The organism is Planctomycetia bacterium, assembly GCA_015200345.1.
GTDB lineage: Bacteria > Planctomycetota > Phycisphaerae > UBA1845 > UTPLA1 > PLA3.
On record CP054187.1, the window covers coordinates 2,066,202 to 2,092,020 of the forward strand.

Consider the following 25,819-nt stretch of genomic DNA (forward strand, 5'->3'; position numbering starts at 1 on the left):
AGAATCAAGGAATGGACGCTTCGGAGACCTGGCCATGGCTGACCCCATCCTCCGCTGCGAGGGCGTTCACAAGACCTATCGGCTTGGGCGAACGGAGTTGCCGGTCCTGCGCGGGGTGGATGTGCGTATTGCGGCCGGCCGGTTTGTCGTGATTACCGGAAGTAGTGGCAGCGGCAAGAGCACCCTGCTGCACGTGATGAGCGGGCTGGATGTCCCGCAGCGCGGGCAGGTGTACTTTCGGCGGCAGCCGCTGTTTGAGCCGGAGAGCCTGCGGAAGATTCCGAAGGGCCGCGAGGAAGGTTTCGCGACGGCGGTCGAACCAGCCCGTGGCGGCGGCGTAAGGGCTGGGGCGGCGGCTGGTTCGACTTCGCATGGGGCGATGCTGGGGCAGCCGCACCGCTTCCTGGAGCAGCAGCGGGACCATTGGCTGAACACGGCGTTCGGATTCGTGTTTCAGTTTTATCACCTGCTTCCGGAATGCGACGTGCTGGAGAATGTCCTGCTGCCGGCGATGGTCGGCCGGCCGATCAGTCACTGGCTGGCGGATCGGTGCGGGGCCGAGACGCGGGCGCGTACGCTCCTGGAGCGCGTCGGCCTGAAGGCACGGTTGCGGCATCGTCCGAATGAGTTGTCCGGCGGCGAGCGGCAGCGCGTGGCGATTTGTCGCGCGCTGATGAACGAGCCGGCGGTGTTGTTTGCGGACGAGCCGACGGGGAATCTGGACGCCAAGACGGGCCGAGAGATTCTGGACCTGCTCCGCGAGTTGAATCGGGGAGGCCAAACGCTGGTGATGGTGACCCACGACCGGGACCTGGCCCGCTCGGCCGACGAGGTGGTGCATTTGGTCGACGGTCGGGTAGAATAAATCGGTGTTCTGTGGCCCGTTGTGCGAGACCAGTCGTTTGCAGCCGGATCAGTTGAATTGGCCAACTAGCCGGTGAGCTTGCTCGCCGTTCGAGATCCTGTCGCACGTTGTTCATCCGCAGGAACCTGATCGCCCGTGCGATCAAGACGAAAGAAAGCGAGGCGGGTACCATGAGCGTTTTGGAAAGTTCAAGGCGCGTAGCCAGAATCGATCACGTCCGACCCAAGGGAGGCGCCACGATGGCCGAAGACTATACGCCAAACCCGAATCTCAAGATCTGGCTGAACGGCGAGCTGGTGCCGACGGCCGAAGCGCGCATCAGCGTCTTCTCGCACGGTCTGTTATATGGCGACGGCGTGTTCGAGGGCATCCGCGTTTACAACGGGAAGATCTTCGAATGCCGTGCGCACATGCAGCGCTGGGACGCCAGCCTGAAGGCAATCCGCCTGTCATTGCCGTGGACTTCCGATCAACTCGTCGACGCGATGAAGGCGACGATCAAGGCGAACAACTGCAAGGATGGGTACATCCGGCTGGTCGGCCTGCGCGGGGCGGGCACGCTGGGAATTCATCCGTTCCGGACGGTCCAGGGCGAGGCGTTCATCATTGTCGACAAGATTCAAATGTACCCGCCCGAGTTGTACGACAAGGGCCTGAAGATTGTCACCGCGGCGACGATCCGCAACCACCCGCAGGCCCTTTCGCCGCAGATCAAGAGCCTGAACTATCTGAACAATATTCTGGCGAAGATCGAGGCGATCGACGCGGGCTGCCTCGAAGCCGTCATGCTCAATCACGAGGGCTACGTCGCCGAATGCACGGGCGACAACATTTTCATCGTGACCCGCGGCAAGCTGCGCACGCCCGCGCCGCACTGCGGTCTGCTCGGCGGGGTGACCCGGCGGCTGGTGATGGCCTTCGCCCAGAAGCGCGGGATCGCGGTCGAGGAGACGACGCTGACGCGGACCGATTTGTATTACGCCGATGAGATGTTCATCACCGGCACCGGCGCCGAGGTCTGCCCGATCAACGAGATCGACAAGCGACCGGTCGGCGACGGAACGCCCGGGCCGATCACAAAGCAGCTCATCGCCGACTTCCGCGCGCACATCCAGAGCGGCGAGGAATTGCTATAGTGCCGATCGCACGCGAAGGGTTCCGCGAAATCGCCCTGGCGACTTTGTTCTGTGGCGTACCCGGGGCGGCGGGCGTCTATCTCGCCGTCACGGGCCATCCCTGGTATCTGCTGCTCGCGCCGCTGTTGGCGGTGTGGGTCTTTGTGCTGGCCTTCTTTCGCGACCCGCGGCGTGCGATTCCCTCGGAGCCGGGTGTACTGGTTTCGCCGGCAGACGGCCGTGTCACCGAATCGACACGCCTCGAGCGGTATGACGGGTTCGACGGTCCGGTTTTGAAGATCAGCATTTTCCTCTCGGTGTTCAACGTTCACGTGAATCGCATGCCCTGCGGCGGGCGCATCGAATCGGTGACGCACAAGCCGGGGGAGTTTCTCGATGCGCGGCATCCCGAATGCGGCGTGCGAAACGAATCGTGCACAACCGTGATCGCCCCCGACGACGGCACGCCAGGCCCGGTAATCGTGCGCCAGATCGCGGGGCTGATCGCGCGGCGGATCATCTGCCACGCGGCCGCGGGCGATCACGTGACGCGCGGGCATCGCTACGGATTGATCAAATTCGGCTCGCGAACCGATGTGATCGTGCCGGCGGATCGAGGCCTGGAGCTGGCCGTCAAAGTCAACGATTCGGTGCGCGGCGGCAGCGATATAATCCTGCGGCGGCGCGGGTAAGCATCGGTTCGATTGCTTACGCAATCGGCTCCTTGAGAAGCATCGTATCATGCGCATCGTCAAGCTCGGCCCCGAACAGAAGCGCGCCCGTCGGCGGGAGCGCGCGCTCAAGACCGTGGCCGTGTTGCCGTCGCTGGCGACGCTGGGCAATCTCATCTGTGGCGTCGGTGCGATCTACATGTGTCTGCTGTCGATCCACGCGGCCGGCGGCGATCGCGAGATCCTCGCCATGGGGAGCGAGCGGCTTGAGCGCGTCTTCCCCACGTTTCTGTCGATCGGAGCGTATTTGATCGTCCTGTCGATGTTCTTTGACGGGATCGACGGCCGCCTTGCGCGCTTCACGCGCAAGACGAGCGAATTCGGCGCGCAGCTGGACAGCCTCGCCGACGTGGTGAGCTTCGGCGTCGCACCGGCGATGCTGGTCATCACCATCGCCCATCCGGGACAAATTTCGGAATTGTCGCGATTGCAACTGATTTACTGGCGGGCCGAGTGGGTCATGGCAGCGGTGTTTGTCTGTTGCGCCGCGCTGCGCCTGGCTCGCTTCAACGTGGAGAACGTGCAGGATGAATCCGCGCACATGGGCTTCCGCGGGCTGCCGTCGCCCGGAGCGGCCGGCGCGATCGTCGGACTGGTGATTTTTCATCAGGACACGCTGCGCGACCTGCGCGAGTTCGCGCCGCTTTGGGCGTCGCAGGCCCTGGCGCTGCTGATGCCGCCGTTCGCGATGCTGCTGGGCCTGCTCATGGTCAGCCGGTTCCGCTATCCGCACATCGTGAATGCCGTCTTGCGCGGGCGCAGACCCTTCCGACAGGTCGTGGCGCTGGTGATCGTGCTGCTGATCGGTTTCGTCGTGCAGCCTCAATTCACGCTCGCACTGACAACTGCGGCATATGCCTTGAGCGGGCCGATCGCTGCCGCCTGGCGGCGATTCACAACCGATGCGACTGCGGCGTCGACGCAGACCGCACCGGCCGCGACGGATTCGGTCGTGCCGGCCGAAAACGACGACTCACGCGATGAGTTTGAGGACTCGGCTCGCCACGCGGGGTGATGCGTTCAATCCATCGCGCGGTTGGACGTGGTCGGCGGTTTCGAAAACTGCGATAGATAATCGATCATCTTCTGCGCCGGCGCAAAACCCATCTCGCGCGCGAGGAGCGTGTGCTTCCACGCAAGATCGTCCTTTCGCAAGCCCGCGTACGCCGCACCGAGCGCCGCGTGCGTTCGCGCTCTGTCCAGACCGGTCAGCGACGGCGAGGCGGCCAGCGCGCGTTCCAATGACTCAACCGCCGTCACGGTATCACCGCGCGCGAACTGAACCACACCGAGATTTGACCACGCGAAGGACAGGGTCGGATCGATCTCGATCGCGCGACGCAACGCCAGCTCGGCCGCACCGTGCTTCGACGCCTGCAACTGCGCTTCGCCGAGATTGCACTGCGCCACGGCGCATTCGGGGTCCAGTTCCACTGCGCGCGACCAGAGTGCCACCCCATCGCGCCAGATTGCCGACTGCTTCCGCGTGATCGGCCATAGCACCGCACAGGCGGCAAGCACCGCGACCAATCCGCTCCACCACATCGTCCTTGAATTGCGAGACAGGCTCGCCAGCCCCGCGGCGAGCAGGACAATCAACGGCATCGTCGCCAGGTAAGTGTAACGGTCGGCCGTCAGTTGCTGGCTGATCTGAATCAACCCGGCGTTGGGCAGCAGGATGATGAGGTATGCCAGCCAAGCCGCGAGACATTGCGGCCCGCGGCGGAGAGATCGAATGCACCAATACGTAACAAGCAACACGGTCACCGCGCACGCCGCATAGGGCATCCGAATGATGGAGAGGTTCGCGGGAAGGCGGACGTACGGCGTCAGGCGCTTGGGCAGGATCGTTTGAATTACCCCTGCGGCATATGCATACGATGCGTTGGCGATTCGCGCCAAGGCGTTGAACTCCGCCAGCGGCGCGCGCGATTCGTTGAAATCCTTGGCCTGCGCGGCGTAGATGGACACGACAACGGCAATGATGACGAACGGCACCTTCTCCATCACCAGAACAGGGCGTGATATTCGCCGCGACGGCTCACTCGCATTCTGTTCCGTCGTGCAACGGATGAACAACCAGTCGAGTATCAGCAGCACGGCCGGAAACGACACCGCGACGGCCTTGAACAACACCGCCACGACGTAACAGGCGAAGCACACCGTGAGCCACGTGTTGCGCCGCCCGTGCGCCGCCAGCCGCCAGGCGCGCAGATACGCTCCGATCGCCAGTAGAAAAAATAGCGCCGCCGGGAGATACGGTTGACACGATGCCCATGCGACTGCTTCCACGCGCAGCGGATGCACCGCGAACGCCAGCGTTGCGACGGCCGCCGCAACGCGAAGTCGATCCACCGTCGCGTCGCGCGGCCCGTGCGCGCGCAGCAAGGCGAACATCACGCCATACAGCACGGCGCACGTCACGCCATGCAGGACGATGCTGACCAGGTGATAGCCGCGCGGGTCCAGGCCGAACCATTTGTACTCCGCGCCGAGCAGCATCCACGCGGCCGGCTGCCAGACACCGAGGTGATAGGTTCGCCACGCCCAGCGAAGCGGCTCAAGTCCGACGCCGCGATAGGCTTCGTTCTGGACGAAGTTGCGATCATCGTCCCAGTTGACGAAGTCGTTGTTCGCACAGTCCCAGAACGCCGCGACGGTCACCAGTGCGACGGCGATGCCCAGGGCGAGCGTCATCCGAGGCCGGTTCGGCTCCGCGTGGTCGCGGTTGTGTGATGAGCTTTGCCATGCTGTTGCAGCAGGGGCCGCGTTCATGGGCGACATCGTCGGGCGCGATGCATCAGAAGACAAATGCCGCCTCGACGCACTTGGCACGTTGCATTTGGGAAGCGTCATGTTGTTGACGGTCAACGCGCGGACGCCGGCGTGGGATGTCAAATCGGACCTGTGCCGACTCGTGAAGCCTCCGGGTCGGAATTCTCGCCCCCCGAGCACGACCCCAGACCGATCGCGGCCCGGCACACTGGTTGCTCCAACGCTCGGCGGTCAAGAGACGGGCGAAGCGGGGTCGCCCGGAGAGGGATTCGCCGCGAGGCGAGGGGGAGGAGAGAGGCCGTGGACGAAAATTCATTCCAGAAGAAGCTGGCCGAACTGGTGCAGGAGATCGGGAATCTGCCGGAGTCGGAGAAGTCAAAGTTCACGGCGCTGGCCGAGCAGACCAAGGAGCGACACGAGAAGCTGCGCAAGACCGTGAGCAGCCTTCAGGATTCGATCGATTACCTGCGGCTGTCGATCAAGTACTTGCTCTTCGATCTGGAGGCGACGCGGCGCGAGAACGCGTATCTGCGCAAGATGCTGGAAGAACAATCAGGCAATCAGTGAATCCGCTCATCCACCGCATTCGTTCATTCAAAAAGCTCAATGCGCATTGAAGCCGACGGATGGCGATCCGACGGCTTCCGCGCGCGGAGCACAGCGCGGTAACGATCGAGGTTCGGCATGTGAATCGTCAACGGAGATCATCGCAGCGGCGGGAGCGCGACGGTCTGAACCGACACAATTGCCGCATGGGCGCGCAGCGCATCGAGCACGTGCGCCGGCGGCTGGGCATCGAGCCGCAGAACCATCAGCGCCGTTCGATCGCGGCGTGACAGGAACATGTCCGCGATGTTGATCTGCCGATCGCCGAAGAGCGTCCCCACCACGCCGATCACGCCGGGCCGATCATCGTTGAAGATCAGGACGAGCGGCCCCTCGGGCACCATTTCCATGCGATAGCCGTCGATGGCGAGGATGCGCGGGCGACCGTCGACGAACACGGCCCCTTCGACGGCGTGCTTCGCGCCGCGCCGCTCGATCTCGATGGTGACGGTTTCGAGGTAATCCCGCTGGGCGGAGTGTGCCGCGTTCTGCACGTCGATGCCGCGCTGCCGGGCGAAGGCGGCGGCGTTCACGAGGTTCAGCCGCCCCTCGATGTGCGGACTCATCAGTTCGGCGAGGGCCTGTAACGCGAGCGTCGGACACAACGCGGTGAGATGCTGCTCGCCATGTGTCGCAAGTAAGACACGATCCACGCCGTCGGCGCAGAACGGCGCCAGCACGGCGGCCATCCGCGCGGTCAGATCGAGATACGCCCGGTCGCGGTCGGTCAGATTGGCCGGCAAACCGGCGACGTTCACCGCCCCGCGGATGCGCCCGTGCAGCAGGTAATCGAGCAGTTCATCGACCGCGTCGGTGGACACGGCGGTTTGTGCTTCGGCGGTAGATGCGCCCAAGTGCGGCGTGAGAACAATGTTCTTCGCGCCTGGCAGCGGGCTGCCGACCGGCGGCTCGTTGGCGAAGACGTCGATCGCGGCCCCTGCAAGCCGGCCGCTGTTCAATGCGTCGGCCAGCGCGGACTCGTCCACCAGCGCGCCGCGGGCACAGTTGACCAGCACGGCCGACGGTTTCATTCGGGCGAGCTGCGCCGCGCCGATCAGATGTTTGTTGTCGCCCGTGAGCGCGGCGTGCAGCGTCAGACAATCGACGCGACCGAGCAGATCGTCCAGGCTCGGCGCGATCCGCACCGCGCCGTCCAGCGCCGTCTCGCCGCTGACAAACGGGTCAAACGCCCACACGTCCATTCCGAACGCCAGCGCCCGCTCGGCCACCGCCCGGCCCACGCGACCCAAACCGACGATGCCGAGCGTCTTGCCGGCCAGTTGCCGCCCGACGAAGGCCGCCCGATCCCACGCGCCATTGCGCACGTGCGCGTGCGCATCCGGGATGCGGTGCATCAACGCGAGCAGCATCGCCATCGTGTGCTCGGCCGTGGAGATCGTGTTGGCGTCGGGCGTGTTCATCACGAGCACGCCGGCCGCCGTCGCCGCGGGCACGTCGACGTTGTCGACACCGACTCCGGCACGCGCGATGACGCGCAGCCGACCGGGTTTGGCGAACACCTCGGCGGTGACTTTCACACCCGAGCGAATGATGAGACCGTCGTAATCGCCGACGATCGCCGCAAGATCGGCCGGCGACAGTCCGGTGCGCACGTCGACCAAAAGACCCTGCGTGGCGCGCAGGCGGGCGAGGCCTTCTTCGGCGATCTTGTCGGCGACGAGTACTTTCAAATCCGCCATGAGCTGCAAGCCTTACGCCTTGAACCGATCCGATTGCTCGCGCGATCGGCTTATTGAATGACGCATCACGCCGTCGTACTTCGATTGGTTCGACGCGTCCCTAATCGACGTTCTTTGCTTCGACCTTGATGACCATATCGTGCATCGCGGCGATCTCGGCCACCAGTTCCGCCGTGGGCTTGTCGCCCAACTGGATCGTCGCCACGGCGGCCTTGGCCCCCTGAAAGACCGTGTTGTTCATCCCTTCGACGTTGATGTTCGCCCGGCGCAGCTTGTCCAGCACAGCCGCCAGCACGCCGACCTTGTCGTAGTGCCGCACGACGAGGTGGCACTTCACCGGCGGGTTCGGCTCGATGTTCACGCAGTTCGGCGCTTCGCCCGTAGTCATGAAACACTTCACGATGCGAACGGCCTCATCGGCGATGGCGCTTTGCGCCTGCTCGGTCGATGCGCCGATGTGGTGCGTGCCGACCAGCCCGGGCAGGTCGAGAATCTCATCGGCGAAGGCTTCCTTTCCGCCGGCCGGCTCGGGGTCGAAGACATCCAGGCCGGCGCGAAGACCGCGCGTCTTCATCGCGTCGATCAGCGCTTTTTGATCCACCACGCCGCCACGCGACGTGTTGAGAAAGATCGCGCCAGGCTTCATCGCCGCGAACATCTCGGCGTTGAACAGTTTTTTCGTCTCCGCGGTCTGCGCCAGATGCACCGACACCACGTCGGCCTTCTGGCACAATTCGCGCACGGTTTCGCACCGGCCGATACCCAATTCCTCCGCGCGCAACGGCGTCAGCGAACGCGACCATGCAATGACCGGCATCTCGAACGCCCTGGCCCGCCGCGCGACGGCCTCGCCGATCTGTCCCATGCCGACGATGCCGAAAACCTTGCCTTTCAACCCGTCGGCCTTCGAATACTCCTTCTTGTTCCACTGGTGCGCCCGCAGATCGGCCGTGTTCTGCGGGATGCGCCGATCAATCGCCAGCAGCAGGCCCATCGTCAGCTCCGCGACGGCGACTGCGTTCTTGCCGGGGCAGTTCGCGACGAAAATCCCCCGGCGGCTGGCGGCGGCCACGTCGATCGTGTTCACGCCCGCGCCCGCGCGGATGATCAGTGCGAGATGCTTTCCGGCGTCGATCACCTCGGCCGGCACTTCCCGGCCGCGCACCACGAGGATGTCCGCATCGGCGACGGCCCGGGTCAGTTGCTCCAGCGTCAGATCGGGCTGGTAGGTGGTTTGCAGACCCAGCTCGCGAAAGGCCGCCAGCTTGTCTTCGGGAAACTTTTCTGCAATCAGCAGCCGCATGGTGAACCCCGTGGCGTCGTGCAGTGCCCCGCGACGCTTTGTCGCGTGAAAACGGGGTTCATTGTGCCGCGCGGCACGAAGTCGCACAACCGAGCGATTGGATCGTATAATAAACCGGAGCGAGGCATCGCGGCCGAACCACGGCGTGACCGCGTCGCATGGAAGGGTTGAAATGAAGCCATTGCGGGAAGCACTGGAAGACGCGCTGGGCGCTCGCCCGTTCCAGCCGATCGAGGTCGTGCTGAAGGGCGGTCGCCGGTTTGAGATTCGTCATCCCGAAGCGCTGGCGCTGGAGGCCGGCAGCCAGGCGGGTGAAATCATGACGCCCGACGGCGAGACGCACGACTTTGACGCGTCGCAGTTGACAACGGTCCGCCGGCTGAAGGCGTCGTCGCCCGGAGAGCCGGGTCGCGCGAGTTAATCGACGGGAATCCCTTCGAGGCACGAAAGATCGCGTGTCGGATACGGCTTTTATTCTCATTGTGGAAGACGAGCGCTCGCATGGTGAGGCCATCAAGGAGGGCCTCGAGCGTGCAGGGCACGTCTGTCATCTGGTCGAGTCGGGCGACGAGGCCGTGTCGTCGATGCGCGCGCGCCCGCCGCACGTGGTCATTACCGACTACCGCCTGGGCGGAAAAGTGAACGGATTGGAGGTGCTGTACGCGGCGAAATCGGTCAGCACGTGGACGCAGGGCATTCTCATCACCGCGCACGGCGACGAACGGCTGGTGCGTGACGCGCTCGTGGAAGCCGGGGCGTTTGATTACCTGCCCAAGCCGCTGGACCTCGAGCGGTTGCGCGATGCGGTGCAGCGCGCGGCGCGCAAGGCCATGACCCTGCGCGAGAACTTCATGCTCCGCGAGCAGTTGGGCCAGGCCTGTTCGTTTGAGGGCATCATCGCGGCGAGCAGCGCGATGCGCGGCGTGCTCGATCGCGTGCGCCGGCTGGCCAACACCAAGCTCACGGTTCTGATCTACGGCGAATCGGGCACGGGCAAGGAGCTGATCGCTCGTGCGATTCACAACAATTCCGACCGCCGCCGCAAGCCGTGGATTCCCGTCAACTGCGCCGGCATCTCCGAGGGCATTCTCGAATCCGAGCTGTTCGGGCACGTCAAAGGCGCGTTCACCAACGCGCTCACCGACCGGCGCGGGTTGTTTGAGGAGGCTGACGGCGGCACGATCTTTCTCGACGAGATCGGTGACATGCCGCTGACGATGCAGAGCAAGCTGCTGCGCGTGCTGGAGAACGGCGAGGTCGTGCGCGTCGGTTCGAGCAAGCCCATCAAGGTGGACGTGCGCGTCGTGGCGGCGACGAACCGCGACCTGAAGGAGGCCGTGAACAAGAAGGAGTTCCGCGAAGATTTGTTCTTCCGCATCAATCAGGCCGACATCAACCTGCTGCCGCTGCGCGATCGCAAGGAGGATCTCGCGCCGCTCATTCACCATTTCATCGAGCAGGCCAACGAACTGCACGGCAAAGAGGTGAAACACATCACGCCGGAGTGCCTGCGCCTGCTGATGAACTATCGCTGGCCCGGCAACGTGCGCGAGCTGCGCAACGCGATCAACCAGATGGTCGTCTTCTCATCGGGTGATACGCTCGACGTCAAGGACCTGCCCGCGACGCCGCCGATCAGCGCGACGACCGACATCGTACCGGTGCGCCCACGGCCGTTCAGCGCGACGTTAAAGGAGCTCGAAGTCGTGGCGATCCAGCACGCACTGGCCGCGAACCAGGGCAACCGCGAGAAAGCCGCGAAGCAACTCGGCATCGGCGCACGCACGCTGTATCGCAAAATAAAGGAATACGGCATTCAGTAGGATGCGTCCCGGACGCATCGGAAATCGCGCGACAATAATTCTTGCTGGCGCAGGGTGGGCATGGCCCGCCTTTTCTCTCACGGTTCACAGCGATCGCATGCACTCTCCACGTGACGCACAACTCATGCAGCGTGCCCTGGAACTCGCACGGTGCGGCGAGGGATTCGTCGAGCCGAACCCGATGGTCGGCTGTGTGATCGTGCGAAGCGGGCGGATCGTCGGCGAGGGATATCACCGCCGATTCGGCGGTCCGCACGCCGAGGTCTTCGCCCTGCGGCAGGCCGGCAAGAGGGCACGCGGCGCGACCGCGTACGTCACGCTTGAACCGTGCAGTCATTTCGGCAAAACGCCGCCCTGTGCCGACGCGTTGATCGACGCCGGCGTGAAGCGCGTCATCGTGGCAACGTGCGATCCGAACCCGCGCGTCAGCGGCCGCGGATTGAAAAAGCTGCGAGCGGCCGACATCGACGTGCGCATCGGCCTGCTGGAGGCAGAGGCGCAGCGTCTCATCGCACCGTTTGCGAAACTCATCCGCCGGCGCACGCCGTATGTCATCCTCAAGTGGGCGCAATCCTTGGACGGGAGATTGGCTACGCACCGCGGCGATTCAAAGTGGATCACGTGCGAGGCCAGCCGCGCGGCGGCCCATGCCATTCGCGCCCGCGTCGATGCGGTGCTGGTGGGCATTGAGACCGTTCTCGCGGATGACCCCGACCTGACGGCGCGGCATGTCCGGCCGCGGCGCGTGGCCACGCGGGTGGTGTTGGACAGCCGTCTGCGCACGCCGCCGAGGTGCCGGCTGGTCCGTACCGCGCGGCGTGCGCCGGTGCTGATCGTGACATCCACCGCGCGCGCACGGGATCGCGCGGCAGTCGCGCGGTGGTCGCGAGCAGGGTGCGAGGTAATCGGCGTGCCGGTTCGCGGCGGGCGGCTGGACCTGCGGCGGGTGCTGTTGGAACTGGGCCGCCGCAGCATGACGAATGTCATGGTCGAAGGCGGCCCGAAGGTGCTTGGAGCGTTCCTGTCGGCCGGGCTGGTCGACGAGGGGCGGGTGTTCGTCTCGCCGAAATTGCTGGGTGGCGAGGGACCGCACGGGCCGATGGGAGAGTTCGCCGTGCCGGCCGTCCGCCGGGCGCTGTCTCCCCGCGTTGAGCGGATCGAGGCAATTGGCGAGGATTTGTGTTATATTATGAGCTTTCGCGGCGGCTGATGGTCGCCGTTCGCCGGACAAGGTCAACCGCCATGCAAACCATTCATCGACGCGCTGCCGCGGCGCTGGTGGGCAGTCTGCTTGTTGCCACGAACGTCGCCTCGGGGCAGGTCGCGCCCGAGGCGGCCGAGATTCTGCGCAAAGCCGCCCAGGTCGCCGCATCCCTGAAGTCGATCGGCTATTCCGCCAAGTATGTACCCGAATCACAAGATAAAACGGGCTTGCCGGCCATCGATGCAACGGTCATTGCCACGCGCGGTTCAAGTTCATCATCTCACCGCATTTCCATCATGGGCACGACCCAATCACCCCACCAGCCACGGCAAGCCGCCTTCGCCTATGCCTGCGACGGTGCAACCGTGTACTGGGTCGATCACAACGAAAAGAAGTTCTCCTTCGCTCCGGCGGCGCAATCCTACTTTATTGAGCGTCAGGCCGTGTTCCCGGAGCACTATTTTTCCGCCGACGCGTACGAGCAGGAATTGAAAGCGCCGCGCGTGAACCTGCAGCCGTCGCAAACAATAGGCCAAGTGCCCTGCCACGTTGTTAAGATTGAATACGATCCGCGAGGGCAGGCGTCTGCGGTGTTCTTTCTCGGGCAACGGGACTTCATCCTGCGACGGATCGAGCGGCGGTCCAACCAGCCCGGCATCGGACAGTCACAAGGGAGTGTTTTTTCCGTCTCGTCCATGCAAATCAACCCGACAATCTCCGATGAGGTCTTCACGCCCAAGCCTCCCGAAGGCTTCAACGAACAACCGATGCCGGCAGCGCGCGTGCGACCCGCACCGCCGCCCGAAACATCGACCAATGGCAAGCACGCCGACCGCACCGCGACCGGTCCCCTCGCTCCGGATTGGACGCTCAAGTCGATGGACGGGCGCGACGTGCGGCTGGCCGATCTGCGCGGGCGCGTCGTGCTGCTGGATTTCTGGGCGACCTGGTGCGGGCCGTGCCGGATGGCCATGCCGGGCGTGCAGCGACTGCACAACAAGTTCGCCGGAAAGCCCGTGAGCATTTTCGGCGTGAACTGCCTGGAGCGCGGCGGCACCGATCGCGCGGTGCAGTTCATCCGGGACAAGGGCTACACCTACCCGCAATTGATCGACAACGGATTCGTGGCCAATGCTTACGGCGTGCGCGGAATTCCTACTTTTGTCGTGATCGGCCCTGACGGCCGAATTCTCTTCCGCGGCAGCGGTTACAGTCCGCAGCAGGAAGAAAAGATCGAGTCCATCATCGAAAGCGCCATTCCCAACTAGCGCCTGCGTGGTCGCGGCGAAAACCACGATCGCGGGAGCGAACCGCCCGATCCCCCTTGAGGCCGCGAGCGTCCTGATCCAGACTTGCGGCCCGTGAAGATACCGCAATCCGATTCACCGCATCCCGATCCTGGCTCGCGCGCACGGTACGGTCGTTCGCTTCACCTCGCGTTCTGGCTGATCCTTGTCGGGGCGGCCGTGGTGCGCTGCGCCGGATTGGGCAGCTTGCCCCCGCCGCTCAACCAGGACGAAGCATCGCGCGGCTACGACGCATGGGCTCTGCTGGAAACCGGGGCCGACCGCCACGGTGCGGCGTGGCCCTTCTTCCTTCGCAGCTTCGGGCCGGGCGATTACACCGCAGCCCTGTCAACGTACCTGACGATGCCCTTCGTGGCGATCCTCGGGCCTACTCCGACCGCAATACGCCTGCCCACGGCGATCCTGTCGGTCTGCACGGTCGCCATGCTGTTCGCACTCGTTCGACGGCGCCTGGGGGACGGCCCGGCGCTGGTTGCTGCCTCGATTCTGGCACTTGATCCGTGGCACGTCGGCCTGTCGCGCACGGCGCACGAAGCAGGCTTTGCGCCGTTCTTTCTCATTCTCGCGCTGCTCGGGCTGGACCGCGCCGGCTTGTGGCCGGCGGACACGGAATCATCGGCGAAGCCAATCAACCCATCGGCGTCACGACGGGAGCAATGGGTCGCCGCGGCCTTTGCCGGCCTCGGACTGGCCTGTCACGCCTGGGTGTATCCCGCGACGCGGCTCTTTACGCCGCTGTTCCTCGCTGCGTATGCGATCCTCTACCGACGCCCCCTCAAGCGTATGTTGGACTCTCCCTCGCAACGCGTCATCGTGATGGCGGGGTTCGCCGGGCTGATCGCGGGTACCACGCCCTTGTGCATGACGGCCATCACGCACCCCGAGCAACTGGCGGCCCGTGCGCAAACCGTACTGCTTGATCCCGCTGCGGGCAGGTGGCCGATGCTGCGCAATTTCACTCTGAACTTCGCATCCGATTTTTCGCCGCGTTCGCTCTTCTGGCACAGTGATGACGTGACCGGGGTCTCGTTGCCGGGTGTGGGGCGGCACCTGCCGATCACCGCGCCGCTGGCCCTGGCCGGGCTGCTGGGCATCGTTGCTCAACTGCGACGCGATTGCACGGCGCGGCTGCTGTTCGCCTGGCTGTTGCTTTATCCGGTCCCTGCGGCGATCTGCGGCGACTGGAATCCACACCCGTTGCGATCGGTGGGCGGCGTGCTGCTGTATCCGGTGATGTGCGCAATGGGCGTTGCCGTGTTCACAAGGCGGCGCGTTCCATTCACCGCGGACCGGCTCGCTCGACGCCGGCGCGCGGCGTGGCGCACGATCGCCGCGCTGGCGCTGACTGTGAATGGCGCAGACGCCGCGCGGCGCTACGTCCGGGCGCTGACGGGCGACGGCGCAGTCGGATATCAGGCGGCGCTGCATCGGGCGATGGCCTTTGTCGCCCGGCACGGGCAGGATGCCGATTTTGTTCTGGTCACAAATCGATGTGTACAACCGTATATTTATGCGCTGTGGGTCGAACCGATCGCGCCGAATGCCCTGCGTGGGATGGACTTCGCCGCGGTGCCGGGGGTAAAAGGGTTTGACAACGTCGTCCGGGTCGGTCGCTATTATTTTGTCCCCAAGGACCCCCGCGACGCGGCCGAGGCGGCAGCGCTGTTTCGCAAGCACTGGGACAAGGTGCCGCGAACGGCGATCGGATTGATCATCGCACGTTGCGACGAGGCAGGAACAGGGACGCTTCTGGCGACGTTTCAGACCGGTTCGCCGGACCAAGGGGACTGCTTTGGGATATGGCGGGCGAGCCGGTCAGCCATAACTGATTGAATGACAGTTGGTTACAAGCCGATCTCAGTTGTCCCGAGGCCGAATGGAATGATTGAGGACCGAGTTTCGTTAAAGAGTATTGTGGAGACCGAGGCTCGCACGGCGCGGGCGGGTTCCAGCGGGTGGATCACGGCGCGGGGTGCGGACCTTGTGCGCAAAGGAGTCGGACCGGCATGGTCAATTTAATTAAATCGTCTATTTTAATCGTGGTGCTGGGCGCCGGACTGGGGGCGCGTGCTTCGTTCGCCGTTGCGGGCGAACCGGACGCCATGGAGATTTTGAAGAAGGCCGATGAAGCGACCAAGGAACTGACCGAAGTCAGCTATGACGCCGAATACTTCGGCGAAGGCGCCTATGCGAAGCGCGTGCCGCGCGTGACGGGCAAGGCGATGCTGCGCGAAGGCAAGACGAGCATGCTCGGCGCGCTGTTCGGCGGCAGCCGGCAATTGATTCGTTTCGAGGGCGAGTTCAGCCCGCCGGATTCATCGGTGAAGCAGCCGTTCCTCGTGGCGAGCGACGGCAAGCGTGTGTACAGCCTGGATCCGAGCGAGAAAACGTACACGTCGGCGGAACTGGCCAGCGGCGGCGACATCCTGCTGCGCCAGGGCGCGACCCTCTTCATGCGCGAGTACGTTCACCCGACGCCGTTCAGCGATGAGATCAACGCAACGGTGCAGCGCTACGAAGGCGAGAAGGAAATCGGTGGCGAACCGTGTCACGTGGTCTTTGTGGAATACAGCGGCAACCAGGGCCAGGCCCGATGGTACTTCAGCAAGAATGATTACCTGCCGCGGCGCGTCGATCGCATCAGCAAATCGCGCGACGGCAAAGAGGCCGCCACCGTCCTGTCGGTCAGCAACTTGAACGTCCATCCGAAGCTGACCAGCGATTTGTTCGCGCCGACCAAGCCCGAGGGCTACGTCACCAAGAGCTTCGAGGAAGCCGACGACGAGCCGGAAATGCTGAAGATCGGCACCGCCGCGCCGGACTTTGCCCTCAAGACGCCCGGCGGTGAGAACGTGTCGCTGGCGGGCCTGCGCGGCAACGTCGTCGTGCTGGATTTCTGGGCAACGTGGTGCGGGCCGTGCAAGATGGCCATGCCGGGCGTGCAGCGGCTGCACGAAAAGTTCGCCGGCAAACCGGTGCGCGTCTTCGGGGTGAACTGCTGGGAGCGCGACGGCGACCCGGTGCAGTTCATGAAGGACAAGAAATACACCTACGGCCTGCTGCTCGAGGGCGACGACGTGGCCGAGAAGTTCAAGGTGCGGGCCATTCCGACGTTCTACGTAATCGACCGCGCCGGCAAAATCGCATACGCCGGCTTTTACAAACCGGGCCATGAAGACGAGCTGACCGCCGTCATCGAAAAGGCACTGAAGCAGCCGGAGCTGTAAACGCGAATCAACCAATCGCCGACCATCTCATGCAAGGTCGAGCTACCCTGTATGAACGAGCTGAAGCGCGTCGCGATGCCGCTCATGCAGGGCTGCGCGCAACGCCGCGTGCGCCGGCTTGGCCAGCGCCGGATCGCCCCGCAAGATATCATCGGCGTCCTGCTGGGCCAGCCGAAGCAGCGCCGCGTCCCCGATCAAATCGGCTGCGTGCAACGCAGGCAACCCATGCTGCCTCGCGCCGATCAATTCTCCCGGTCCGCGCAGTCGCAAGTCCTCCTCCGCGATTTTGAAGCCATCCTGCGTCGATTCCATGATGCGCAGCCGCTCGTTGTCCGCTGCGGCACGCGAGTCGGTCATCAGCAGGCATGTCCCCGGCTTCGCTCCACGACCAATTCGCCCGCGCAACTGGTGAAGCTGCGAAAGGCCGTAGCGCTCGGCGTGCTCAATCACCATCACGGTGGCGTTGGGCACGTCGATGCCGACTTCGATCACGGTCGTGGCCACGAGCACGTCGATCCGCCGGGCGAGGAATTCCTTCATGACGCGATCGCGCTCGTCGGCGGCGAGGCGCCCGTGCAGCAATCCGACGGCGCGGCCGGGAAAGACCTCCTGCGCCAGCCGCTGGGACTCGCGCGAGGCCGCTCGAATTTGCTGCGTGTCGGACTCGTCGATGACGGGATAGACCACGTAGGCCTGTTCGCCGGCTGCGAGGCACTGATTGACGAACCGCCACGCAGCCTCGCGCCCGACGGGTGTCACGACGCGCGTCTGAATCGGTGACCGCCCCGGGGGCAACCCCTGTATCGTGGTGACGTCCAGATCCCCGAAGACGGTCATCGCCAGGGTGCGCGGGATGGGCGTCGCCGTCATGACGAGGTAGTGAGGAGACAGCCCCTTCTGACGGAGCACCGCGCGCTGGCGCACGCCGAAACGATGCTGCTCGTCGATGATGACCAACCCCAGGCATTTGAACGTCACGTCGGATTGAATCAGCGCGTGCGTGCCAACGACGAGATCGATCTCTCCAGCGGCCAGCGCACGAAGGGTCGCCGCACGATCGGCCTTGCGCATCCCGCCCGTGAGGCGCGCGAACCGCACGCGGCTGCCTTCGAGGTAGCGCGTGATCGATCGCAGGTGCTGCTCGGCGAGCAGTTCGGTCGGCGCCATGATTGCCGCTTGGGTTCGATTGGCGACGGCGAGCAGCGCGGCGTACAACGCAACAACGGTCTTGCCACAGCCCACGTCCCCCTGAAGCAGTCGGTGCATCGGCCGACGGCGGGCCAGATCGGCGGTGAGCGCGCGAATCGCTCGATCCTGCCCCGGCGTGAGCATGAAGGGAAAGCGGCGTCGTATCCGCGCGTCGATCTCCGGCGTAGACGGCAGCGGCCGCGCCGTATCGCCGGCGCGCGTCGCACGCCGGCGACCGACGGCAAGCTGGAGCAGCAGCAGCTCGTCGTATGCGAGCCGGCGCCGTGCCTGAATCGATTCGCCATCGCTTCGCGGGCGATGCATCCCGCGCAACGCGGCGGCCAGCCCGATCAGCCCGCGGCGCTTCAGGTGATCGGGCGGCAGCGGATCGCGCACCAGCGACAGAAGTCGATCCAGGTGTGCATGAATCAGTCTCGCGATGACCGGCGCCGGCAACTCCTGCGACGCGGGGTAGACCGCCTCGAATCGGGCGGGAGCCGATTCATCCACGGGTGGCGCATCCGCCCCCAGCACCTCGATCTTCGGGTTCACGAGTTGCGGCAAACGCTGAAACTCCGTGACCTTGCCGCTGGCGCGCACGACGTCGCCGCGGCGAATCTTGTCCGCCATCCAGGGCGCGTTGAACCACACGAGGCTGCATCGGCCGGTGTTGTCGATCAAGGTGGCCGTGGTGCGTCCGCCGCGCCAGCGACCCTCGGTCCGCACGGCGGTGACGCGCCCGACGACGGTGGCGCTGGTGTCGTAATCGAGGTGGATGATCGTGCGCGCTTCGTTGCGCTCGTGTCGATGCGGCAGATGGTAAAGCAGATCGCCACAGGTGCGAATGCCCAGCCGCTCCAGGGCCGCGGCGCGCTTCGGACCGACGCCGGGCAGAAACTGGACCTGGTCGGTCAGCGAGGGCGCGGAGCGGGCGGCAGCAGTGCTCATGGAATAATGAGCTTCATGCCCACGGGGAGATTCCGCGGGTCTTTCAGGCGGTTTCGATTCGCGACAAGAATACGATTGTATTTTAGACCGCTTCCGTAATAGCGCACGGCGAGGCTGTACAGCGTGTCGCCCGGCTCAACGATGTGGACGCGACCGGGCACTTCACCGGGCTGCACGTAGTCCGCCGCCTCATCCGAACCGCCCAGGGTCGCTGATCTGGCGTCAACCTCATCGCTGGCCGCCGGCTGCGACGTCGTTCGTTCCGGAGCAGGGCACCCCGAAAGCGTGATCCACATCGCCGCGCACCAAACGGCCCCCACCGCCGTCGAAACACGGGAGCGCGAGAAGCGAAATGGGTAGCGTGTCGCCATGGCTGTGAAATTGTCGTCTGCGCACGCGGGCGCTGTCAACGCGGGCGGCGGATCGGCCATTGGCGCGTCTCGCTGCGAATGTCGCCGACAATCGACGCGAGAATATCTTCCAGCGTCACGATGCCGAGTTCGTTACCGGTTTTGTCGCGAACCACGGCGAGATGCTGGCGGCTGGTGCGCAGATCCTCCAATGCGTCGATCAAAGGCTCGTCCGGATCGAGGTAACGCACCGGCGTGGCGAGATCGTGGAGAATCACGGCCTGTCCCGCGGCAATCGCGTTGGCATACAGCGCCATCTTCACGTTGACGACGCCGTTCACCTTGCCGGTGGCCGGGTCGCGGATCGGCCAGCGCGTGTAAGGCCGCTCGTGCAGGTAGGCGGCGAGTTCCTCGACGGTCCAGTTGCTCGGCGCGACGCCCGCGGAATGCATCGGAATCATGACATGCCGAACCGTAAGATCGGCGAAGTCGAAGGCCCGCCGGAGCAGTTCGCCGTGCTCCTCCTGGAACTCACCGGCGTCATCGGCGCGATCGACCATGATCTCCAACTCGTCCTCGGTCGGCACCGGCTCCTCGATCCTGATGCGACCGAGGCCAAGCATGCGGACGATGCCGTTGCCGGTCCAGTTCATCACGCGCACCAGCGGCAGGCAGACGATGTGGCAAAGCTGAATCGGGCGAGCCACGAACAGCGCGATGCGCTCGGTGTATTGCAAGGTCAGCGCCTTGGGCAGCAATTCACTTAACACGACCGTCAGGAAAGTGACGATCAGCAGGCCGGTGATGAGTCCGATGGGCCGCGCATAGGACGCGGGCAGAATGAAATTGAGCGGCTGAAGCAGCCAGACGATGAGTCGCGTCATGCTCGGCTCGGTGACGGCGCCGATGAGAAGATTGGTGGCCGTGATGCAGATTTGAATGGTGGCCAGCGAGCCGCTGACGTCCTCCTTCAGACGCGACAACAGCAAGGCGGCTTCGATGCCCTGGCGCCGCAATTCCTCAATTCGCGTGCCGCGCATCGTGACCACGGCGTACTCGGCAGCCACAAAAAAAGCATTCACGCCGATGAGAATCGGCACCAGGAGCAATTGTAGAAACAGGGAAGGCTCGTGCATGGATCGAAAATAACCTACGCGGAGGCGGTCGGATTCGCAAAAATGAGCGAAAGCTCCCGAAGTGAGCAGCGCCCGGCGATCAGGCCGCGTTGGACGCACGACCTACCGACCGTCACGAATTCATTCACACGCCCGGCCTATGCTCGCGATAGATCCAAGCCCCGAGCACCGTCGCGATGCACACTTCCACCAGGCTCCATGGCGCGGCCACCCACAGCCGCCATCCCGTCAGTACATCGAGGTTGCTTAATGTCATCGTCATCACCAGTCCGGAGAGCAGCCACGTAACGGTGCCGGCGAGGACAGCCGTGCGCGGGCCGGCGCCGAAGCGCGTGCGAAAGCCGACGTAGATAAATACCGCCAGAAACCCGATGAGAAATCGCAGTCCCAGATGCTCGAACATCGACGCAGGCGTCATCGGAATCCTGGATTTGAATCGCTCGAAGTATTCCGGGCCCAGCACGAAATGTGCCAGGCAGATTCCGCTCACGTTTACAAACAGCCCTGCCGCCAGGCCGCCAAGAACGAGTCGAGATCGATTGATGGCCATGTGAATAGCCCCGCCTGATGTGCTGCCCACGGCTCATCTTAATCGCGGAAGCAAACGGCGTAGCGTCCCGATCACGGGAACGACAATGGCTGCTGATCCCGGCATTGAGACCCTTTGCCGATGTCTGATTGCTCACGCTTGCCGCCCCTACGCCGTGCGACGTAGAATCGCCTCCGCGCGGACGTGCAGTGCCGCGATGAAGGATGACAACAGGCATGGCAAAGCAACGAGTGGCGATGATCGGCGGCGGGTTGGCGGGGTTGGCCGGGGCGATGAAGCTGGCCGAAGAGGGCGTGGCCGTCGATCTGGTCAGCATGGTGCCGGTGAAGCGATCGCACAGCGTCTGCGCGCAGGGCGGCATCAACAGCGTGAACACCGTGACGCGCTCGCAGGGCGACAGCGAGTGGAAGCACCTCGATGACACGGTCTACGGCGGCGACTTTCTCAATCATCAGCCGCCGGTGAAGGAGATGACCGACTGGGGGCCGAAAATCATCGACCTGCTCGATCGACTCGGCGTGCCGTTCAACCGCACCCCCGAAGGAAATCTCGACCGTCGTCGATTTGGTGGCACGCTCTACAAGCGCACGGCTTTCGCCGGCGCGACGACCGGCCAGCAATTGCTGTACGCGCTGGATGAGCAGGTGCGCCGATGGGAGACCGAGGGGCTGATCACCAAATACGAACACTGGGAGTTTCTGGGACTGATTCTCGACGACGCCGGCGTCTGCAAGGGCTGCGTCATTCAGGACATGTTCTCGATGCAGCTGAAAGCGCTTCGGGCCGACGCGGTCGTGATGGCGACCGGCGGTTGCGGGCTGATCTTCGGCAAGAGCACCATGTCGATGATCTGCACCGGCGGCGCCAACGCGCGGGCCTTCCAGGAAGGCGTGAAGTACGCCAACGGCGAATTCATCCAGGTGCATCCGACGGCGATTCCCGGGGCCGACAAGCTGCGACTCATGAGCGAGAGCGCCCGCGGCGAGGGCGGCCGCGTCTGGGTCCCGCGCAAGCCGCAGGATCCGCGCGATCCGATGACGATTCCCGAAAGCGAGCGCTACTATTTCCTCGAAGAGCGTTACCCGACCTACGGCAACCTCGTCCCGCGCGACATCGCCACGCGGGAAATTTTCGACGTGTGCGTCAACGGCGGCCTGTCGGTGGAGAAGGAAGACCTCTGCGTCTATCTCGATCTGACGCACCTCCCCCCCACCGCCCATCACAAACTCGAAGGCATCCTGGAGATTTACGAAAAGTTCGCCGGCGGCGACCCGCGCACGACGCCCATGAAAATCTTCCCCGCCGTGCACTACTCCATGGGCGGCCTCTGGGTCGATTACGAGAAGGACGCAAAGACCGGCGGGCTGGCGCTCGGCTCGCCGCGCAACCAGATGACCAACGTGCCGGGTGTGTATGCCATCGGCGAGGCGGATTATCAGTATCACGGCGCGAACCGCCTCGGCGCGAACTCGCTGCTTTCGTGCATCTTCGCCGGGCTGATCACGGCCCCCTCGATCATCAACTACTTCAAAGGCTGTAAATCGGCCGCTGCCGATGCCCCAGCCCCCCTGTTTGACGGTGCCGTCAAACGGCACCATGACAAGTTCAAGGCGCTGGCCGCGCGAACCGGCGAGGAAAACGCTTATGAACTGCACCAGGAACTGGGCCGCACGATGACGGCGAACTGCACGGTGGTGCGTTACAACGACAAGATCAAGCAGACGCTGGCGAAGCTCGACGAGCTGGCCGAACGGTACCAGAAGGCCCCGCTATCGGACACGGGCCAATGGACGAATCAGAATCTGTCCTTCGTGCGGGCGCTGGGCGACATGATCGTGCTCGCCAGGGTCATCGCGCTGGGTGCCTTGCAGCGCGACGAATGCCGCGGCGCACACTACAAACCGGACTTTGAAATCAGCGGCCTGGACCCGACCGCCGGCGACATGACGGCGCAGGCGCGCAAATGGTGCCAGCTCTTCAAAAAGCGTAACGACGACTGGCTCAAGACAACCATCGCCGAACACACGCCGTCCGGACCGAAGATGTCCTACGAGGCGGTGGACGTCAGCCTGATTCCGCCGCGACCGCGAACGTACGGCCTGAAGGGCGCGGAGGAAATCGAGCGCATCTGGAAGACGGAATTCTCCGCCGGCAGCGCGGGCACGGAGAAGAAACAGGCTCCGGTCGCCGTTTGAATTGCGCGACGAGGGGCCGCGTTTTCACCACATCGTCCTGACTCGGACCCTATCCAGCAATCGCAGCACGCGACCGCTCCGAGTGGGAGAAGATAAAACCGTCCCCGCCGACATCGACCGTCACGCTATGGCCCGGCGCAAAATCGCCTGACAAAAGGTGCCGCGCCAGCGGATTCTCCACCTCCTGCTGGATGAGCCGCTTGAGCGGTCGCGCGCCGTAGATCGGGTCGTACCCGTCGCTCGCCAGCTTGTCCACCGCCTTGGGGGTGAGCGTCAGCGTGATGCCGCGTTCGGCGAGCCGATCGCGCAAGTGTTTGAGCTGAATGTCCACGATCGACCGCAGGTGTTCGCGCCCCAGACGATGGAAGATGATCGTCTCGTCCACGCGGTTGAGAAACTCCGGCCGGAAGTGCCGCTTGAGATCCTCGCGCACGGCGTGCTCGATCTCCACCTCGGCCGCGCCCGATTCGCTCAACCGCTGGATGTGCTCGCTGCCGATGTTGCTTGTCATTGCGACAATCGTATTTCTAAAGTCGACCGTCCGGCCGTGACCGTCGGTCAGGCGACCGTCGTCCAGCACTTGCAACAGCACGTTGAACACATCGCGATGGGCTTTCTCGATCTCGTCCAGCAGGATCACCGAGTACGGCTTGCGATGCACGGCCTCCGTCAGCCGACCGCCCTCCTCGTAACCGACGTAGCCCGGCGGCGCGCCGATCAACCGCGCAACGCTGTGCTGCTCCATGAACTCGCTCATGTCGATGCGGATGAACGCCGATTCGTCGTCAAACAGAAACGCCGCCAGCGCCTTGCACAACTCCGTCTTGCCCACGCCCGTCGGACCCAGGAACAGGAACGAGCCGATCGGCCGATTCGGATCGCCCAGACCGGCGCGACTTCGCCGAACCGCATCGGCCACGGCGCGCACGGCGTCGTCCTGACCGACGACGCGCTCGTGCAGCCGGTCCTCCATCTTCAGCAGCTTTTCCTTCTCGCCTTCGAGCATCCGTGCGACTGGAATGCCCGTCCACTTGCTGACGATCTCGGCGATCTCCTCGGCCGTTACCTCCTCGCGCAGCAGGCCGCCGCCCTCGCGGTGCAGCGCCGCCAGCTTTTCCTCCGCCTCGTGCATCTGCTTCTGTGCTTCAGGCAGTTCGCCATAGCGGATGCGCGCGGCTTTCTCCAGTTCGCCGCGGCGCTGCGCCTCATCCAACTCGGTCTGCAAAGTCTCGATCCGCTGACGCACCGCCTTGATCGATTCAATCTGTCGTTTCTCGTTCTCCCATGCAGCCGTCAGCGCGGTGTTCCGCTCCTTCAGCTCCGCCAGGTGCTTCTCGTTCGCCGCGAGCTGCTTGCGGCTGGCGTCGTCCTTTTCCTTCTTCAGCGCCTCGCGCTCGATCTCCAGCTGCATGATGCGACGCCGCAGTTCGTCCAACTCCGCCGGCAAACTGTCGTTCTCGATCCGCAGACGCGACGCCGCCTCGTCCATCAGGTCGATGGCCTTGTCCGGCAAATGCCGATCCGCGATGTAGCGATGCGAGAGCGTGGCGGCTGCGACGATGGCGGAGTCCTGAATGCGCACCGCGTGGTGCGTTTCGTACTTGGGCTTCAACCCGCGCAGGATGGCGATCGTGTCTTCCACGCTCGGCTCGCCGACGTACACCGTCTGGAACCGCCGCTCCAGCGCCTTGTCTTTCTCGATGTGCTTGCGGTACTCCTCCAGCGTCGTCGCGCCGATGCATCGCAACTCGCCCCGCGCCAAGGCCGGCTTCAGCAGATTGCCAGCGTCCATCGAGCCTTCCGTCCTGCCCGCGCCGACCACCGTGTGCAGCTCATCCACAAACAGAATGATCGCACCGGCCGACTCGACGACTTCGCGCACGACGGCCTTGAGCCGCTCTTCGAACTCGCCGCGATACTTCGCGCCGGCGATCAACGCCCCCATGTCCAGCGAGACGACGCGCTTGTTCTTGAGCGCTTCCGGCACGTCGCCGGCAAGGATACGCTGCGCCAGCCCCTCGACGATGGCCGTCTTGCCGACCCCCGGCTCGCCGATCAGCACGGGGTTGTTCTTCGTACGCCGCGCCAGCACTTGAATGCAACGGCGGATCTCCTCGTCGCGCCCGATGACCGGATCGAGCTTGCCCTTGCGCGCCAGTTCCACGAGATCGTGCCCGTACTTCTCAAGTGCCTGAAACGTGTCTTCGGGATTCTGCGACGTGACGCGCGCGCCGCCGCGCAACTCGCCCAGCGCCTTCTCGATGGCGGATCGTCCCGCGCCGCTGACCGTGAGAATCTCCCGCGCTTCGCTTTTCACGTCCGCCAGCGCCAGCAGCAAGTGCTCCGTGGAGATGTACTCGTCCTTCATCTTCTCCGCGATCGACTGTGCCGTTTCGATCACGTCCTGCAACGCGCGCGACGGCGACGGCGACGAACCGCTGACCTTCGGCAGTCGACCCAGCTCGGATTGTGCGATCGAGCGAATCTGATTGACGTTTGCTCCGGCCTTCTGCAACAACGGCACAACCATGCCGCCGTCCGCCGCGCTGCCGTGCGCGTCCTCGACGAGTGCGGCCAAGAGATGCAACGGCGAAAGCTCCGGATGGCCCTGCCGGCGCGCGAGCGACTCGGCGCCCTGCAAAGCCTCCATCGCCTTGATGGTAAACTGATCCTGTCTCATGCTTTTTTCTCCGCTGGCGCGGCCCGCCTGTTACTCCAAAGCGCCGCCCCCGCAGGTTATACACGCCGTGTTCCCACAACCCCTGTAATCACAACTCTTTTACAGGCAATTAGTTA

General features: G+C 64.4%; 20 protein-coding genes. 12 read left to right on the forward strand and 8 right to left on the reverse strand.

From position 1 onward, the window contains the following. Positions 1-34: 34 nt before the first annotated feature. The 4 genes from HRU71_08545 to pssA all read left to right on the forward strand — a co-directional run bounded on the left by HRU71_08545 (position 35) and on the right by pssA (position 3,726). Positions 35-865, forward strand: coding sequence for an ABC transporter ATP-binding protein (locus HRU71_08545; GenBank protein QOJ03526.1), 831 nt, complete (start codon positions 35-37; stop codon positions 863-865). A gap of 239 nt (positions 866-1,104) precedes the next feature. Continuing rightward, entirely contained in the window at positions 1,105-2,001 is an 897-nt protein-coding gene (gene ilvE / locus HRU71_08550) for a branched-chain-amino-acid transaminase (GenBank protein QOJ03527.1), read from the forward strand. After that, positions 2,001-2,672, forward strand: coding sequence for a phosphatidylserine decarboxylase family protein (locus HRU71_08555; protein QOJ03528.1), 672 nt, complete (start codon positions 2,001-2,003; stop codon positions 2,670-2,672). The genes ilvE and HRU71_08555 overlap by 1 nt, the downstream gene beginning before the upstream one ends. A gap of 49 nt (positions 2,673-2,721) precedes the next feature. After that, positions 2,722-3,726: a CDP-diacylglycerol--serine O-phosphatidyltransferase gene (gene pssA, locus HRU71_08560; GenBank protein QOJ03529.1), complete on the forward strand. Its 1,005-nt coding sequence runs from the start codon at positions 2,722-2,724 to the stop codon at positions 3,724-3,726. A 5-nt stretch (positions 3,727-3,731) separates the two neighbouring features. Here the strand turns inward: pssA and HRU71_08565 are convergent, their stop codons facing one another. After that, positions 3,732-5,408 (reverse strand): hypothetical protein, encoded by a 1,677-nt coding sequence (locus HRU71_08565; protein QOJ03530.1) that lies wholly within the window; start codon positions 5,406-5,408, stop codon positions 3,732-3,734. Positions 5,409-5,786: 378 nt separating this feature from the next. On the opposite strand from HRU71_08565, the gene HRU71_08570 reads away from it, so the two are divergent. Next, complete coding sequence (locus tag HRU71_08570; protein ID QOJ03531.1) at positions 5,787-6,053, forward strand: hypothetical protein; 267 nt, start codon at positions 5,787-5,789, stop codon at positions 6,051-6,053. A gap of 137 nt (positions 6,054-6,190) precedes the next feature. On the opposite strand, the gene HRU71_08575 is transcribed toward HRU71_08570, so the two are convergent. Further along, on the reverse strand, positions 6,191-7,792 hold the full coding sequence (locus HRU71_08575; GenBank protein ID QOJ03532.1) for a phosphoglycerate dehydrogenase: 1,602 nt from the start codon (positions 7,790-7,792) through the stop codon (positions 6,191-6,193). A 100-nt stretch (positions 7,793-7,892) separates the two neighbouring features. After that, positions 7,893-9,095, reverse strand: a complete 1,203-nt coding sequence (locus tag HRU71_08580; GenBank protein QOJ03533.1) for a hydroxyacid dehydrogenase — start codon at positions 9,093-9,095, stop codon at positions 7,893-7,895. A gap of 172 nt (positions 9,096-9,267) precedes the next feature. On the opposite strand from HRU71_08580, the gene HRU71_08585 reads away from it, so the two are divergent. The 6 genes from HRU71_08585 to HRU71_08610 all read left to right on the forward strand — a co-directional run bounded on the left by HRU71_08585 (position 9,268) and on the right by HRU71_08610 (position 16,656). Further along, entirely contained in the window at positions 9,268-9,516 is a 249-nt protein-coding gene (locus HRU71_08585; GenBank protein ID QOJ03534.1) for a hypothetical protein, read from the forward strand. A gap of 34 nt (positions 9,517-9,550) precedes the next feature. Next, the gene (locus tag HRU71_08590) at positions 9,551-10,918 is read left to right on the forward strand and encodes a sigma-54-dependent Fis family transcriptional regulator (protein ID QOJ03535.1); all 1,368 of its coding nucleotides are present in this window, start codon (positions 9,551-9,553) and stop codon (positions 10,916-10,918) included. 97 nt (positions 10,919-11,015) lie between these two features. Continuing rightward, positions 11,016-12,128 (forward strand): bifunctional diaminohydroxyphosphoribosylaminopyrimidine deaminase/5-amino-6-(5-phosphoribosylamino)uracil reductase RibD, encoded by a 1,113-nt coding sequence (gene ribD, locus HRU71_08595; protein ID QOJ03536.1) that lies wholly within the window; start codon positions 11,016-11,018, stop codon positions 12,126-12,128. A gap of 32 nt (positions 12,129-12,160) precedes the next feature. After that, positions 12,161-13,390: a redoxin domain-containing protein gene (locus HRU71_08600; GenBank protein ID QOJ03537.1), complete on the forward strand. Its 1,230-nt coding sequence runs from the start codon at positions 12,161-12,163 to the stop codon at positions 13,388-13,390. A gap of 93 nt (positions 13,391-13,483) precedes the next feature. Then, positions 13,484-15,262, forward strand: coding sequence for a glycosyltransferase family 39 protein (locus HRU71_08605; GenBank protein ID QOJ03538.1), 1,779 nt, complete (start codon positions 13,484-13,486; stop codon positions 15,260-15,262). A gap of 173 nt (positions 15,263-15,435) precedes the next feature. Continuing rightward, a complete protein-coding gene (locus HRU71_08610) occupies positions 15,436-16,656 on the forward strand; it encodes a redoxin domain-containing protein (protein QOJ03539.1) in 1,221 nt (406 codons plus the stop codon). A gap of 42 nt (positions 16,657-16,698) precedes the next feature. Here the strand turns inward: HRU71_08610 and recG are convergent, their stop codons facing one another. The 4 genes from recG to HRU71_08630 form a co-directional block, all read right to left on the reverse strand. Further along, positions 16,699-18,792, reverse strand: coding sequence for an ATP-dependent DNA helicase RecG (recG, locus tag HRU71_08615; GenBank protein ID QOJ03540.1), 2,094 nt, complete (start codon positions 18,790-18,792; stop codon positions 16,699-16,701). Next, a complete protein-coding gene (locus tag HRU71_08620; protein ID QOJ03541.1) occupies positions 18,789-19,163 on the reverse strand; it encodes a LysM peptidoglycan-binding domain-containing protein in 375 nt (124 codons plus the stop codon). The genes recG and HRU71_08620 overlap by 4 nt, the downstream gene beginning before the upstream one ends. 35 nt (positions 19,164-19,198) lie before the next feature. Next, the gene (locus HRU71_08625; GenBank protein QOJ03542.1) at positions 19,199-20,278 is read right to left on the reverse strand and encodes an HlyC/CorC family transporter; all 1,080 of its coding nucleotides are present in this window, start codon (positions 20,276-20,278) and stop codon (positions 19,199-19,201) included. Between the two features lie 124 nt (positions 20,279-20,402). Further along, on the reverse strand, positions 20,403-20,828 hold the full coding sequence (locus tag HRU71_08630) for a hypothetical protein (GenBank protein QOJ03543.1): 426 nt from the start codon (positions 20,826-20,828) through the stop codon (positions 20,403-20,405). 215 nt (positions 20,829-21,043) lie between these two features. Between HRU71_08630 and sdhA the strand changes: the two genes are divergently transcribed. Further along, the gene (gene sdhA / locus HRU71_08635) at positions 21,044-23,023 is read left to right on the forward strand and encodes a succinate dehydrogenase flavoprotein subunit (protein ID QOJ03544.1); all 1,980 of its coding nucleotides are present in this window, start codon (positions 21,044-21,046) and stop codon (positions 23,021-23,023) included. Between the two features lie 49 nt (positions 23,024-23,072). Here the strand turns inward: sdhA and clpB are convergent, their stop codons facing one another. Next, positions 23,073-25,703, reverse strand: coding sequence for an ATP-dependent chaperone ClpB (clpB, locus tag HRU71_08640; protein ID QOJ03545.1), 2,631 nt, complete (start codon positions 25,701-25,703; stop codon positions 23,073-23,075). Positions 25,704-25,819 lie beyond the last annotated feature (116 nt).